The organism is Marinobacter pelagius, assembly GCF_003315345.1.
Classification (GTDB): Bacteria; Pseudomonadota; Gammaproteobacteria; order Pseudomonadales; family Oleiphilaceae; genus Marinobacter; species Marinobacter pelagius_A.
Window position 1 is genome coordinate 1 of record NZ_QNRO01000026.1, and the last position, 12,758, is coordinate 12,758.

Here is a 12,758-nt window from a genome sequence, read left to right on the forward strand (position 1 = left end):
ACTCAACTACGGAGTCGATCTATCAACCATCTGAGGGTGGTATCAGATTGATGGGGTGAAGGTGCCCCATCAACCATTAAATCCGTATACCCAAAGTAAACGAGTATTTCGACGGCAAAGCCAAGTCCATTGCCTTCCAGACGGCCACCCTGCCGGCGACGGTAGGCGTGATCAGCCCCGGTGAGTACGAGTTCGGTACCACCAAAAAGGAAACCATGACGGTCATCAGCGGCGCGCTGACCGTGCTGCTCCCCGGCATGGAAGAGTGGATGACCTACGGCGCGGGCGAGAGCTTTGACGTTGCCGGCCAGGCCAGCTTCAAGGCGAAAGCCGATATCGACACCGCCTATCTTTGCACCTATCAGTAACACCCAGATTCGCAGAGCGTACCCGTTGCACCAAAATTGACGCGTACGTTCTGCAATTTTTTCACTTCCAGCGGTTCCTGTTTTTCCCAAACTGTGTCAGATTTATCTTTCTCATCGTAATAACAAGCACAAGCAGAGAAAGAGGAACACAAGATGGCACAGACCCGAATCCTGTCTCCGGCCAAGAACGCCTATCAGTACCCGCTGCTTATCAAACAGCTCCTGCTCTCGGGTCCCCGTTATAACCCGGACCAGGAAATCCATTACGCCAACCGCAGCAAGTACACCTACACCACTCTGGTGGAGCGCATTCACCGGCTGGCCAATGCCCTGACCGACGCCGGCGTGAAGCCCGGTGACACCGTGGCGGTCATGGACTGGGATACTCCCCGTTACCTTGAGTGTTTCTTTGCCATCCCGATGATTGGCGCCGTCCTGCACACCATCAACGTGCGCCTCTCCCCGGAACAGATCGTCTACACCATGAACCACGCCGAGGACGACGTGGTGCTGGTACACGACGACTTCCTGCCGATTCTCGAGGGCGTGAAGGGCGAGATCGAAACAGTCAAGACCTACATCCAGCTGACCGACTCAGACTCTGCCGCCGACACCAGCCTGGACACCGCCGGTGAATACGAGGCTCTGCTGAGCCAGGCGGGAACCGAGTTCGATTTCCCGGATTTCGACGAGAACAGCGTTGCCACTACTTTCTACACCACCGGCACTACCGGCAACCCGAAGGGTGTTTATTTCAGCCATCGGCAGCTGGTTCTGCATACCCTGGCAATGACCGGTTCCCTGGCCGCCTACGATGAGATGCCGTTGCTGCGTTCCAGCTCTGTGTACATGCCGGTCACTCCCATGTTCCACGTGCATGCCTGGGGTGTGCCCTATGCCGCCACCATGATGGGTATCAAGCAGGTTTATCCGGGTCGCTATGAGCCGGAACTGCTGGTAGACCTGCTCAAGGAGCACAAGGTCACCTTCTCCCACTGTGTGCCCACCATCATGCAGATGATGATGGCCACCGAATCCATCAAGACCGCGGATCTGAGCAACTGGCATGTGCTGATCGGCGGCAGCGCCCTGACCAAGGGCCTGTGCGATGCCGGCGCCAAGCTCGGCATCCGCATGTACACCGGTTACGGCATGTCCGAGACCTGCCCGCTGTTGAGCGCGACGCACCTCAAGCCGGAAGACCTGGAGCTGCCGCTGGAGCAGCAGACTGCCAAGCGGGTCAAGACCGGTATCGCCGTGCCCATGGTGGAGATCGAGATCGTCGATCCGTCCGGCAAGCCGGTTCCCCACGATGGCGAAGCCAAGGGCGAGGTGGTTACCCGTGCGCCCTGGCTGACCCAGAGCTATTTCAAGGAACCGGAGAAAGGCGAGGAACTCTGGCAAGGGGGCTGGCTGCACACCGGTGACGTCGCCAGCATGGAGCCGGACAACACCCTGACCATCAAGGACCGCATCAAGGATGTGATCAAGACCGGTGGCGAATGGCTGTCCTCCCTGGACCTGGAAAACCTGATCAGCCAGCACCCGGCCGTCGCCGGCGCCGCTGTGGTCGGTGTGCCCGACGAGAAATGGGGCGAGCGTCCCTATGCGCTGGTCACCCTCAAGCCGGGTGAAAGCGCCAACCAGGAGGATATCCAGAAGCACCTGCAGCAGTTTGTCGACAGTGGCGACATCAACAAATGGGCCATTCCCGGGCAGATGGACTTTGTGGATGACATTCCCAAGACCAGTGTTGGCAAGATCAACAAGAAGCTGATCAGGGATCAGTTGAAGTAACTGCGGGGATAAACGTGAACTCGGGGTCAGATGAAGGTTTTCATCAGACCCCTGGGGATTGTAATTGGGGTCTGAAGAACGCTTTCTTCTGACCCCGTTTTCACTCACCCCCCCTCAGGCAGGATCAGCTCATAAACCATCCCGAGGCCATTGGTAAACCCACCAAAACCATCCCTGCCCCCACGATCCGACGTAAAGTACATCCTCCGCCCGTCCGGCGAGAACGCAATGCCGGCAATCTCGGAGGCATCCTGCCCGACAATCTGGAGTAATGGCTTCAGGGTGCGGTCCGGCAGAATCACCACCACCTGCATATCACCGCCGTCTTCCGCTACCAGAATATCCCCCTGATCGGTCACAAACAGGTTGTCCACACCGGAGAGAATGTCATTCGGAGCCACGGCGGTGACGCGGTCATAGATAACCTCGATGGTCTGGGCCAGGGTGTCCACTGCCCAGATCCGGTCGTCGCCCTTGGTGGCAAAGTAGACGATACCGTTGAAGAACCAGACACCCTCGCCGCCGTCAAAAACAGTTGATTCCGGCAACCGGTTTTCATGCTGGGGCTCATGGGGGTTCTGAACATCCAGCCATTGGATCGGCTGGGGCGAATCCAGCGCCGCCTCGACGCCATCGCCGCCTACAACCAGAACCTGCAACCGGCCGGACTGCAACGCAGCCCGGTCACTGCCCTCGGGCCAGTCGGAGGGATCAGGAACCCACCGGTAGAAACGTCCATCCGGCATATCCTCGGTCAGGTACAGCAGGCGTTCGCCCGGATCGATGGCGATGGCCTCATGGGAGAAAAAGCCAAGGGTTGGCCTGGCCAATCCTTCGCCGGACTGGTAGGGGTCGCACTCCCAGACCTGGCCGTTGGGGAATTCCTCGCAGGACAGCCAGGTTTTCCAGGGTGTCACACAGCCAGCACAGTTGAACGTGGTACCGCTGAGAATGGTGTAGGAGTCAACAATGGTGCCATCAGGATCAAACACCAGTGTCCCCACCTGGGCCAGTCCCGGCGTGAACTCCTCGACGATATTGGTCAGCCCGGCCAGTTCCGGATAGGTAAACCCGATGCTGCCAACGCCGGGAACCTCACTGTTACTGATGTAGATCCAGCCTCCGTTGTCCCTGGGCACCACACCGGCGCCATCCGGAAAAATATGCCAGGGGCGGTTACCGATACCACCGGTCTGGGGGCCACTGACCGCCATGCCCTGTGGCTGAGGCAGCTCCCCATTGATCGCAACAACGCGGGTGACAAAGCCCTCCGGGGTACGGACCCCGTGAACGTCCGGGGCGCGCAACGGCCCGATATCCGCGAACCGGCCCACCAGCTTTTCCACCGTTTCAGGGAGGTCGCCGGTCTCGGGCGTGTCATCGGCTACAACTGGAGGAATGGCACTACCGGAGCCTGATCCGCCGCAGCCGGTCAGCCAGGTGGCGGAGCCCACCGCACCGGCGGTAAAGAACAGGGTCCGCAGAACATCGCGTCGTTTCCAGCGGTTTCCCTCCGGGATCAGTGATTGTGTCATCGATTGGCCTCCTTAACTCACAACCTGGCGCACTGGCGGATGAAACAGCGCGGTACGAACCGCCCGGGGCTCGGATCTCGCCCGATCCTCGTAGATCCGGCTATTGCCGCTATCGACACCGACCACCTTGGTCATCTCGGGATTGATCGTTCCAAGGCTGTCGACGCTTGAAATGCTTTGCACGTAAAGGAATTCCGCCTGGGTACGCGCCATGGTCACATCGACAAGAATGAAACCCGGAGACTTGAGTTCGACATACTTCATATGCGGGTTGGCCAGCTGAACCGCGGCCTCCGCGACTCCGGCTATTTCCTCAGGGAACCCCGGAGAGGTGACTGACGGCGTCACGAACTCTGCCGCCAGGGGCGCGGTCAGACTGTTCTCCAACAGGTTGCCGGAGTCCGCGTAGACCTCGTTGGCCCAGGAGGTATGGATATCACCGGTAAAGATCACCGTGTTGCCGATACTCTCTCCGGCCAGGGTCTGGAGAATATTCTCCCGGTCCGCCACATACCCGTCCCACTGGTCCATGTTCAGGGACAGCAGCTGACCGTTGAAGGCGGAGGTATCTTCCATGCCCAGAGTACGGGCTGCGTCCAGGGTGCGGACAATGTTCAGCTCGGCAAACATCACCTGCTGACCGATCATCCGCCAGGTGGCGGTGGAATCGGACAGCCCCCGGGTGAGCCAGCTCATCTGCTCTTCGCTCATGATCCGTCGTTGATCATCAAAACGGCCCGGATCCGCCGGCGATGAAACCTGCATATCCCGACCCTCGAGACGGGTGTCGAGCATGAACAGGTCGATCAGTTTGCCGAACTGGAATTTCCGCCAGACCCGTCCGCGTTCGGTACCGATTTCCCGTATGGGTAGCCATTCGAAATAGGCCTGTATTGCCGCTGCCCGGCGCTCACTCCAGCCACCCTCGGTAGCCTCGTCGTGGTTCTCTGCACCGTCACGGTAACTGTCATTGGCCGACTCGTGGTCATCCCAGATACAGATCATGGGAAACTGCTGATGCACCGCCTGGAGGTTGGCATCGGTCTTGTACTGGGCATGACGCTGACGGTAATCGGACAGCTCGATGATTTCATGGGCAGGCAGTGGATCCCGCCCCGGGAAATCACCGTACTCACCTGGACCGTATTCGTAGATGTAATCACCGAGATGCAGGATGAAATCCAGATCCGCCTGTTCGCTGACCGCCTTATACACGGAGAACAGGCCGTAGGCGTGGTTTGAGCAGGACACCACGGCAAACCGGGCACGCTCCGCCGGCATCCTGGTGTCCGGGAAGGTCCTGGTGCGTCCGACCACCGATTTCGCGCTGCCCACGGAGAACTGGTAGTAGTACCAGGTATCCGGCCGGAGACCGGTCACATCCACCTTGACGCAGAAATCCAGGTCCGGACCGGTGGAGGTATTGATCTGGCCAACCGGCTCCCGCATGTCCCGGTCCCGGGCAACGGTCACCCGCACCGGCACATTTTCGACGTCCCGGGCCAAGGCATCGGTGGGCGTGACACGGGTCCAGAGAATGACGCGATCCGGGAGAGGATCTCCCGAGGCAACGCCATGGTTGAAAGCCACCCGGGGAACCATGGCGGAATCACCGCTAACCACTCCGGGATCAGAGTCACCGGTTGAGGGCGAGGAATTTGAGCCGCTGCCGCCACAGGCAGTCAGCGCAGTGAAAGACGTAGCAGCGAGCCCTTTGACGACCGCACGACGTTGCCTGTCCATTCTGCTCTCCGTTGTTGTTTGCCCGGACCGGAAACAGACCGGCCGGATGTTGTGAGGAGTTCACAGATTGGGAGGAGTTTATTGCCAGTTGGTGACAGTTGCCCGGCATTTCGGGCCATTAAGGCAGAGATAGGGTCTAAGTTGGGGTCAGATGAAGGTTTTCATCAGACCCCTGGGGAAGGCGGAAGCTCTGGGCGAGATTGGGGTCTGAAGAACGCTTTCTTCTGACCCCGTTTTCACATCCCCGCGAAGGTGAAATCCACTTCGGGCTTTTTGCCCCCAACGATATCCGCCAGAGCCGCGGCCGAGCCGCAGGAGTGGGTCCAGCCCAAGGTGCCGTGGCCGGTATTGAGGTACAGGTTGGCGAAGTGGCTCTTGCCGATATAGGGCACGTTGGAAGGCGTGGCCGGGCGCAGGCCGGTCCAGAATTCGGCGCGGTCCCAGTCGCCCGCCTCCGGCATGATTTCAGCGGTGCGCCGGACGATGGCGCGGCAGCGGGTAAGATTCAGCTTGCGGCTGTAGCCACTGAGCTCGGCGGTACCGGCAACCCGGAGCCTGTCGCCAAGACGGGAGTAGACCAGCTTGTACTCGTCGTCGGTCAGACTGACCTTGAACGCCGCTTCCTCGTTCTTGACCGGCACCGTGATGGAATAGCCCTTGGCCGGGTAGATATTCAGGGTAATGCCCAATTGCTGCGCCAGGATGGCGCTGTAGCTTCCCAGGCATAATACATAGCTGTCGGCCCGCAGGGTTTCGTGGTGCCCTTCCCTCAGGGTCTGGACACCCAGAATCCGGTCACCGGCCTGGTCAAAACCGAGAATATCGGTGCCATAGCGGAACTCGACGCCGGCCTCTTCGCAACGTTTGGCCAACGCCTGGGTGAATTTCCGCGCGTCTCCGGACTCGTCCTCCGAAGTATAGGTCGCACCGGCAATACGATCCTTGATCGGCGCCAGCGCCGGCTCCAGTTCCACCGCCCGGTTGGCATCGATGATCTGACGATCACAGCCCAGATCCTGCATGATGCGGGTGGGCTCCAGGGCGCCATCGAACTCCTCAGGGTTGGTGTAAAAGTGGAGGATGCCTTTTTCCAGCTGGTCGTAGTCCAGGCCCAGCTCCGCCCGCAAGGTCTGGAGCTGACTGCGGCTGTAAGTACCCAGGTTGACCATCTGGCGGATGTTATGGGCCGCTTTGGCGGAAGTACACTCAGCCAGGAAAGCCAGCGCCCACCGCCACTGGGCGGGATCCAGGCGGGGCCGGAACAGTAACGGTGCATCCGACTGGAACAGCCACTTCAGGACCTTCAGCGGTGCGGACGGATTGGCCCAGGGTTCGGCATGGGAAACTGAAATCTGGCCGCCATTGGCGTAACTGGTTTCCAGGCCGGCGCCACTCTGCCGGTCCACCACCGTGACCTGATGTCCCTGCTTTTGCAGAAACCAGGCGGTGGTTGTGCCTATTACACCTGCGCCCAGAACCAGTATATGCATGCTTGCCTCCGGTCATAGAAATCCCCCAGCTCCGCAGTCCGGGGCTGAGGGATCTCGTGTATTGGTCAGAAATCGGGGAAATGCTGTCTCACGGCACTATTGTAACGTGAGCCGACGCGGATTGCGTATCAGACAATCATCCACCGGCTTTCTTGACGGTCCAGCCCTTCTGCTGAAGCAAGGGCACCAGCAGATCCCGTTGATCGCCCTGGATCTCCACTACGCCATCCTTGACCGTGCCACCGGTGCCGCATTTGGCTTTCAGAACCTTGGCATAGGCCTTGAGCTCCTTGTCATCCAGTGGAATACCGGAGATCAGAGTCACGCCCTTGCCCTTGCGGCCCTTGGTTTCACGGCTGACCCGGACAACGCCATCCCCTGCCGGCCGCTCAGACTTGCCGCAAGTGCACTGATCAACGGGGTTGCGGCATACCGGGCACATCTTGCCCTGCTCCGTGGAATAGACCAGACCGCCAGACCGATTCTTCATGGTGCCTCCGAGAGATTCCTCCGTTTACTCAAGGCCCGGAGGGTACTTCGAAAACATCTCGGACACCACCTCATCGATCAGCTCACTACGGGTCTCCGGTGACTGACTCTCCCGGAGATAGCGGCGACTGGCCGCGCGCCAGACCACCTGATCTGTTTCGTTATCCACCAGCTCGATGACCAGCTTGCCTTCCTCGATTTCACGCACGGGGGGCGGCGCCGCCAGCGCCCAACCGAAATGGCCGGTACCAAAACCGAACCCCAGGCCAACACCACTCTGTTCCAGCCGTTCTTCCTCGACAATCTGCCAGTTGACCAGAAGATCTGCCTCGGCTTCAGCCACCCTGCGCATGGCCTTGCGGTTCAGCTCCCGCTCAACCGCCTGGCGGACCCGGTTGCCGTCCAGGGAGACAAAGGAGGAGTTGCCCGCACTCGGTGCAAAAGCCCAGCTGGAATAATTGCCGAACACCACGGCATCGTCGTAGTCAGTTACCACGTTGGCGGCGCAGCCAACCATCAACAACGCGGCGAATGCTATGGTCAGAAAACGTATCATGATTGACTCCTCACACGGCTGATCCGCAAAAGATTTAGTTCAGTATACGCCTGCTACACGCACACCGATGCCGTTTCGATCCTCAGGTTTCCAGAACGTAATCCAGCTTCTGGGCGTTGCAGAACTGCGTAAACTCCTCCAGCTTGTCCATGGGCACAGACAGCCTGGCCAGAACGGAGGTTCCATAATCGATGCCATCGACACTGGCACCATGCACCTCGCACCAATGTCGAAGCGGCTGCTCGTCGGCAAAGGACATAGTGACCCGGGCCGGCGTTACCGGCTGCTGGACAACCCGGTCGACCGCTGACAACACGCTCTCCGCCGCCCCGGCATAGGCCCGCACCAGACCGCCGGCACCAAGCTTGATGCCGCCGAAATAGCGGATCACCATCACCAGTACATCCCCCATATCCTTGTGCTGTATCACGTTCAGGATGGGCTTGCCGGCTGTTCCGGAGGGCTCACCGTCGTCATTCATGGCCGCTTCCGCCGCCGACCCGGGGCGCCCGATCTGGTAAGCCCAGCAGATGTGCCGGGCATCCGGGTGATCCCTATGAGCCTGCTCCAGCCACTGATGGACCTCTTCCCGGGAACTGACCGGGGCAACACGGGCTATGAATCGGCTTTTCTTAACTTCTGTTTCCCGTTCGAGGTATCCTGCAGGTACTGGGTAATCTTTGCTCATGGGGAGTCCTGTTTCATCCTTTGCCGGCTGCCTTGACAGGAAGACGAATCGTCACCGAGAGGCCGCCCTCGTCGCTATTGCCGGCGGTGATGGTACCATCGTGAGCGGCAATGATATCCCGGGCAATGGCCAGACCCAGGCCCCAACCCTTGCCACCCCGGGACTTGTCAGCCCTGAAAAATGGTTCGAACAGCTGACCCAGCATTTCCTCCGGCACCCCCGGGCCCTCATCCCGAATTTCCAGAAGCAGTTGTTTTGCTGACGTTTTCAGTGCCACGTGAACGGATCTGCCACCGGGAGTATGGTCCAGTGCATTCTGCAGAATGTTGTCTACCGCCCTCTGCAACAAGCCCTCGTCTCCGAGCACCCGGGTACGGGCGACATCGGGAGCGGCGACGAGTCTGCATTCCACCCCCTGGTGTTTAGCGTAGTCTGACGCGTCCTCGAGAACCCGGTTCAGCAACGGCAACGGCTCCACCGGCAACCGGTTAATCTCCTCACCCTGCTCGGTGATCCGGTACAGGGTCAGGATCTGCCCGGTCATGGACTCCAGGCGCTCGTTCTGGCGCAGGATGCTGGCCATCAGGGGCGCATCCGCACCGCTATCACTGGCCAGCTCAATGGCCACCCGCTGGCGTGCCAGGGGCGTGCGCAGATCGTGGGAGATATCCCTGAGCAGCTGGGTCTGGCGGTCCAGCAGGTTGCACAACTGATCGGTCATGGCATTGAAGGCGGTCGCCAGCTGGCCCACCTCATCGCGTCGACCGGCAATGTCTGCATTCACCCGGAGCGAATTCTTGCCCGCCGCAATGGCCTGCGCCGTGGTTTCCATGTGTTTGAGCGGGCGGGACACCAGGCGGGCGATCCACCAGCAGGCCAGCGTTATCAAGACCGCGGCCAGGGCAAACTCTATGAACTTGAAGAACCCCGGATCCAGCCAGCCCTCCCCGCTGACCCTGGGCCAGGCCACCAGACGATAGCTTTCGGAAACATCGATCACCGCCGGCTTCTGGGGGTTCCAGCTCGACCGCATCCGTTCCCGGATCGGTTCAGGCAGGCGATCGTCCTGTTCATCCCGTTCGATCAGGATCAGGTGCAGGTCCAACCGCTCGCCCTGGCTGCGAAGGAAGCGCCAGGCATCGCCCCGGCCTTGGCGCTCCCGGATGTCGATGGCTTCCATGCCCAGGTCCCGAAGCCCCACCTGGCGCTCAATGGCCTGGCGCTCGCGATCCAACAGGAAGCGGGTGGCCAGGTTACTGGCAACGACGGTGACCGCCATGGCCAGCCAGATGGACAAGAAAATCCGCCAGAACAGCGGAAACGTCATGGGTTTCTTCACACGGGCACCCGATAGCTGTAGCCAAGCCCGCGCACGGTTTCGATCCGTGGCGGATCGTCATTACCCAGTTTCTTGCGAAGGTTACTGATGTGCATGTCGAGGGTCCGGTCATAGGCTTCAAGCCGACGCCCGAGGGCCCACTGCATGAGATCGGTCTTGCGTACCACACTGCCGGCATGGGCCAGCAGGACCTGAAGCACCTCGTATTCGGTTGCCGTCAGGTCCAGAGGCTGGTCGTTCTGATAGATGCGACGGTGGGCGGGCTCCACCCTCAGGTCGCCATATTCCCGGTTGTCGTTGACCTCCGCCTTCTGGTCCCAGGCGATGCGCCGGAGCAGGGCCTGTAGCCGGGCCACCAGCTCCCTCGGGTTGCAGGGCTTGGGAATGTAATCATCCGCGCCGACCTCGAAGCCGACAATGCGATCGGTCTCATCCCCCCGGGCGGTGAGCAACACCACCGGCAGGTGGGTCTGGGCGCGCAGCTCCCGCAACACATCCAGCCCGCTGATATCCGGCAGCATGATATCGAGTACCACGATGTCACAATCCTGGCCGAGGGCCAGCGCAAGACCGTCGCGGCCATTGGCGGCCTCACGCACGGTAAAGCCCTGATTGGCCAGGTAGCGGGCGAGAAGTTCCCTCAGCTCCTCATCGTCTTCAACGAGCAACACCCTGTCCTGCATCTTCGCACCTCTCACGAAACTGAAAAAAGTCTAACACGGCCATTAAACAACGCTGATCTGACACAAACTCCTTTGCACAACCTTTACAGATTGCTGCGCCGCCAAACAGGAGTGATCAGTCGGCGGGTTCTGGCGTATGGTATCGGGTACGCATCAACAATGTATCCGAGCCATGGCCGAATCCGCACCTCTGACCCTGCAGACCTGCACAAGCATCACCGACATTCCTCAGGAAGATTGGGAACGCCTGGCAGGTCGCACCAATCCGTTCCTGCGTTATGAATTCTTCCAGAGCCTGGAAGAATCCGGCTGCACCACTGCAGAAACCGGCTGGCAACCGTGCCACCTGGTATTCCGGCAAGGTAGCGTCATCGTCGGCGCTGCCCCCGGCTACCTCAAAAGCCATTCCATGGGTGAGTATGTGTTTGACTGGGCCTGGGCGGACGCCTATCAGCGTTATGGCCAGGACTACTACCCCAAGCTACTGATTGCCGTGCCGTTCACCCCTTCCCGGGGGCCCCGCCTGCTGCTCGAGGACAGCCTCAGGGCCAACCTGTCCGGCGGCACCATGGCAGAATTACTGGACGGGCTGATCGGTCAACTCGGGGCCCACTCCTGGCACCTGCTGTTTCCCGATGAGCGGGATCAGGCGTTGCTCAGCCAGCCGGACCAGCTGCACCGGATCGGCTGCCAGTTTCACTGGCATAACCGGGACTATTCCGGGTTTGACGACTTCCTGGCCCAACTCACCTCCCGCAAACGCAAATCCATCCGCAAGGAACGGCGCCAGGTGGCCGAACAGGGCATCCGCTTCGAACGATTTTCAGGAACCGATATTCCCGACCACGTGCTGTCCGCCTTCTATGTGTTTTACCAGGCCACCTACCTCAAACGAGGCCAGCGCCCGTACCTGAACAAAACCTTCTTCACCCTGCTGCGCGAGCGCCTGCCGGAACACCTGCACATCATCATGGCGGTGCGGGATGGCCAGATGATCGCCGGCGCGCTGTTCCTCAGTGGTGCGGACACCCTGTACGGCCGCTACTGGGGCTGCCTGGAGGAATACAACCACCTGCATTTCGAAACCTGCTACTACCAGGGCATCGAACTGGCCATAGAACTCGGGCTCGAGCGTTTTGACGCCGGTGCCCAGGGCGAGCACAAGCTGGTGCGGGGGTTCGAGCCAACCATCACCCACTCCTGGCACGGCATCGCCCACCCGGGCTTTCGGGAGGCCATTCAGGAATTTACCGAAGACGAGGCGGCCCAGGTGGAGACCTATTACCGGGAGGCGCAAACCTTGCTGCCCTATCGCCAACAGGATTCGAATTAACTTCTATACTGGCGTGAACCAAAATCAACTTTCGGGCCTGAACGGTAAGCACTGCCATGATAAGCGAGCTCCTGCCTGACATTCTCCTATCGGAAGCCAGCCTGATGATTATCGCCCTCGCCGCCCTTGTGATTGCGGTTATCGCGGCATTCCAGGCGGGCCGGATCCGGAATGCCTACCAGGACAGGGTGGAACTGCTGGAAGAGAAAACCTCGACCCTCTGGAGGGAAGTGGATGAAATGAGAGTGACCGGGTTCGACAGCGAGCCCCCGGTACTGACAGAAAACCCCGAAGGACAGAACAGCGACGCACGCTACCGCACCGAAAAAGCGGCTTATGATCGGCTCTGGCCACAGATCTGGCACCTTTATGACCGTGTTGGCGCCTTCCTCCGGGCCGTGGAAGCCGGCGACCCGCCAGGCGAGCTACGGCTGGATGCCCGCAACGCTGCCCTGGATGCCCGGGCGCGGCTCAACAACAACCGCCCCTTCTGCTGCGATACCGCCGAGCACCTGATTACCCAGCTGATCGATGTGGAAATCAAGGCCCACCTGACCGCATGCCAATACCTGGATGACCTGAAGGACGCCGGGGGCCACCCCTCTGACCATGATCGCCGGGTGATGAGGGATAAATGCAGCGCCCTGCACGACCACGAGGCGCGTGAATTGATGACCCAGTTGGTCCGGGTCATCCGCAAACGAACCCTGAATAACGGATAACCGTCGGGAGCCTGA

The 12,758-nt window shown here is 60.2% G+C and carries 12 protein-coding genes; 4 read left to right on the forward strand and 8 right to left on the reverse strand.

Annotation, left to right across the window (positions count from 1 at the left end):
- Positions 1-86 precede the first annotated feature (86 nt).
- Together ppnP and DET50_RS17045 are read left to right on the forward strand one after the other, a co-directional pair.
- Positions 87-368: a pyrimidine/purine nucleoside phosphorylase gene (gene ppnP, locus DET50_RS17040; protein ID WP_113863948.1), complete on the forward strand. Its 282-nt coding sequence runs from the start codon at positions 87-89 to the stop codon at positions 366-368.
- A 153-nt stretch (positions 369-521) separates the two neighbouring features.
- Positions 522-2,165, forward strand: coding sequence for a fatty acid--CoA ligase (locus DET50_RS17045; RefSeq protein WP_113863949.1), 1,644 nt, complete (start codon positions 522-524; stop codon positions 2,163-2,165).
- A 104-nt stretch (positions 2,166-2,269) separates the two neighbouring features.
- Here the strand turns inward: DET50_RS17045 and DET50_RS17050 are convergent, their stop codons facing one another.
- The 8 genes from DET50_RS17050 to DET50_RS17085 all read right to left on the reverse strand — a co-directional run bounded on the left by DET50_RS17050 (position 2,270) and on the right by DET50_RS17085 (position 10,688).
- Positions 2,270-3,700: an alkaline phosphatase PhoX gene (locus tag DET50_RS17050; protein WP_113863950.1), complete on the reverse strand. Its 1,431-nt coding sequence runs from the start codon at positions 3,698-3,700 to the stop codon at positions 2,270-2,272.
- Positions 3,701-3,712: 12 nt separating this feature from the next.
- Positions 3,713-5,443, reverse strand: coding sequence for an alkaline phosphatase D family protein (locus tag DET50_RS17055; RefSeq protein ID WP_113863951.1), 1,731 nt, complete (start codon positions 5,441-5,443; stop codon positions 3,713-3,715).
- Positions 5,444-5,679: 236 nt separating this feature from the next.
- Positions 5,680-6,933, reverse strand: a complete 1,254-nt coding sequence (locus DET50_RS17060) for a D-amino acid dehydrogenase (RefSeq protein WP_113863952.1) — start codon at positions 6,931-6,933, stop codon at positions 5,680-5,682.
- A gap of 136 nt (positions 6,934-7,069) precedes the next feature.
- Positions 7,070-7,423: a translation initiation factor Sui1 gene (locus DET50_RS17065; protein WP_113863953.1), complete on the reverse strand. Its 354-nt coding sequence runs from the start codon at positions 7,421-7,423 to the stop codon at positions 7,070-7,072.
- 24 nt (positions 7,424-7,447) lie between these two features.
- Positions 7,448-7,978 carry a DUF4136 domain-containing protein gene (locus DET50_RS17070; RefSeq protein ID WP_113863954.1) on the reverse strand — a complete coding sequence of 177 codons (531 nt, stop codon included), beginning with the start codon at positions 7,976-7,978 and terminating at the stop codon, positions 7,448-7,450.
- An 82-nt stretch (positions 7,979-8,060) separates the two neighbouring features.
- The gene (locus DET50_RS17075; protein ID WP_113863955.1) at positions 8,061-8,666 is read right to left on the reverse strand and encodes an IMPACT family protein; all 606 of its coding nucleotides are present in this window, start codon (positions 8,664-8,666) and stop codon (positions 8,061-8,063) included.
- Between the two features lie 13 nt (positions 8,667-8,679).
- Positions 8,680-9,993, reverse strand: coding sequence for a sensor histidine kinase (locus DET50_RS17080; RefSeq protein WP_258546162.1), 1,314 nt, complete (start codon positions 9,991-9,993; stop codon positions 8,680-8,682).
- 8 nt (positions 9,994-10,001) lie between these two features.
- The gene (locus DET50_RS17085; RefSeq protein ID WP_113863957.1) at positions 10,002-10,688 is read right to left on the reverse strand and encodes a response regulator transcription factor; all 687 of its coding nucleotides are present in this window, start codon (positions 10,686-10,688) and stop codon (positions 10,002-10,004) included.
- Positions 10,689-10,860: 172 nt separating this feature from the next.
- Between DET50_RS17085 and DET50_RS17090 the strand changes: the two genes are divergently transcribed.
- A complete protein-coding gene (locus DET50_RS17090) occupies positions 10,861-12,021 on the forward strand; it encodes a GNAT family N-acetyltransferase (RefSeq protein WP_113863958.1) in 1,161 nt (386 codons plus the stop codon).
- 56 nt (positions 12,022-12,077) lie between these two features.
- Positions 12,078-12,743, forward strand: coding sequence for a hypothetical protein (locus DET50_RS17095; RefSeq protein ID WP_113863959.1), 666 nt, complete (start codon positions 12,078-12,080; stop codon positions 12,741-12,743).
- Positions 12,744-12,758 lie beyond the last annotated feature (15 nt).

Coding starts and splice junctions, on each gene's coding strand:
- DET50_RS17045 (WP_113863949.1), top strand. CDS start 522: ATGGCACAGACCCGAATCCTGTCTCCGGCCAAGAACGCCTATCAGTAC.
- DET50_RS17050 (WP_113863950.1), bottom strand. CDS start 3,700: ATGACACAATCACTGATCCCGGAGGGAAACCGCTGGAAACGACGCGAT.
- DET50_RS17055 (WP_113863951.1), bottom strand. CDS start 5,443: ATGGACAGGCAACGTCGTGCGGTCGTCAAAGGGCTCGCTGCTACGTCT.
- DET50_RS17060 (WP_113863952.1), bottom strand. CDS start 6,933: ATGCATATACTGGTTCTGGGCGCAGGTGTAATAGGCACAACCACCGCC.
- DET50_RS17065 (WP_113863953.1), bottom strand. CDS start 7,423: ATGAAGAATCGGTCTGGCGGTCTGGTCTATTCCACGGAGCAGGGCAAG.
- DET50_RS17070 (WP_113863954.1), bottom strand. CDS start 7,978: ATGATACGTTTTCTGACCATAGCATTCGCCGCGTTGTTGATGGTTGGC.
- DET50_RS17075 (WP_113863955.1), bottom strand. CDS start 8,666: ATGAGCAAAGATTACCCAGTACCTGCAGGATACCTCGAACGGGAAACA.
- DET50_RS17080 (WP_258546162.1), bottom strand. CDS start 9,993: ATGACGTTTCCGCTGTTCTGGCGGATTTTCTTGTCCATCTGGCTGGCC.
- DET50_RS17085 (WP_113863957.1), bottom strand. CDS start 10,688: ATGCAGGACAGGGTGTTGCTCGTTGAAGACGATGAGGAGCTGAGGGAA.
- DET50_RS17090 (WP_113863958.1), top strand. CDS start 10,861: ATGGCCGAATCCGCACCTCTGACCCTGCAGACCTGCACAAGCATCACC.
- DET50_RS17095 (WP_113863959.1), top strand. CDS start 12,078: ATGATAAGCGAGCTCCTGCCTGACATTCTCCTATCGGAAGCCAGCCTG.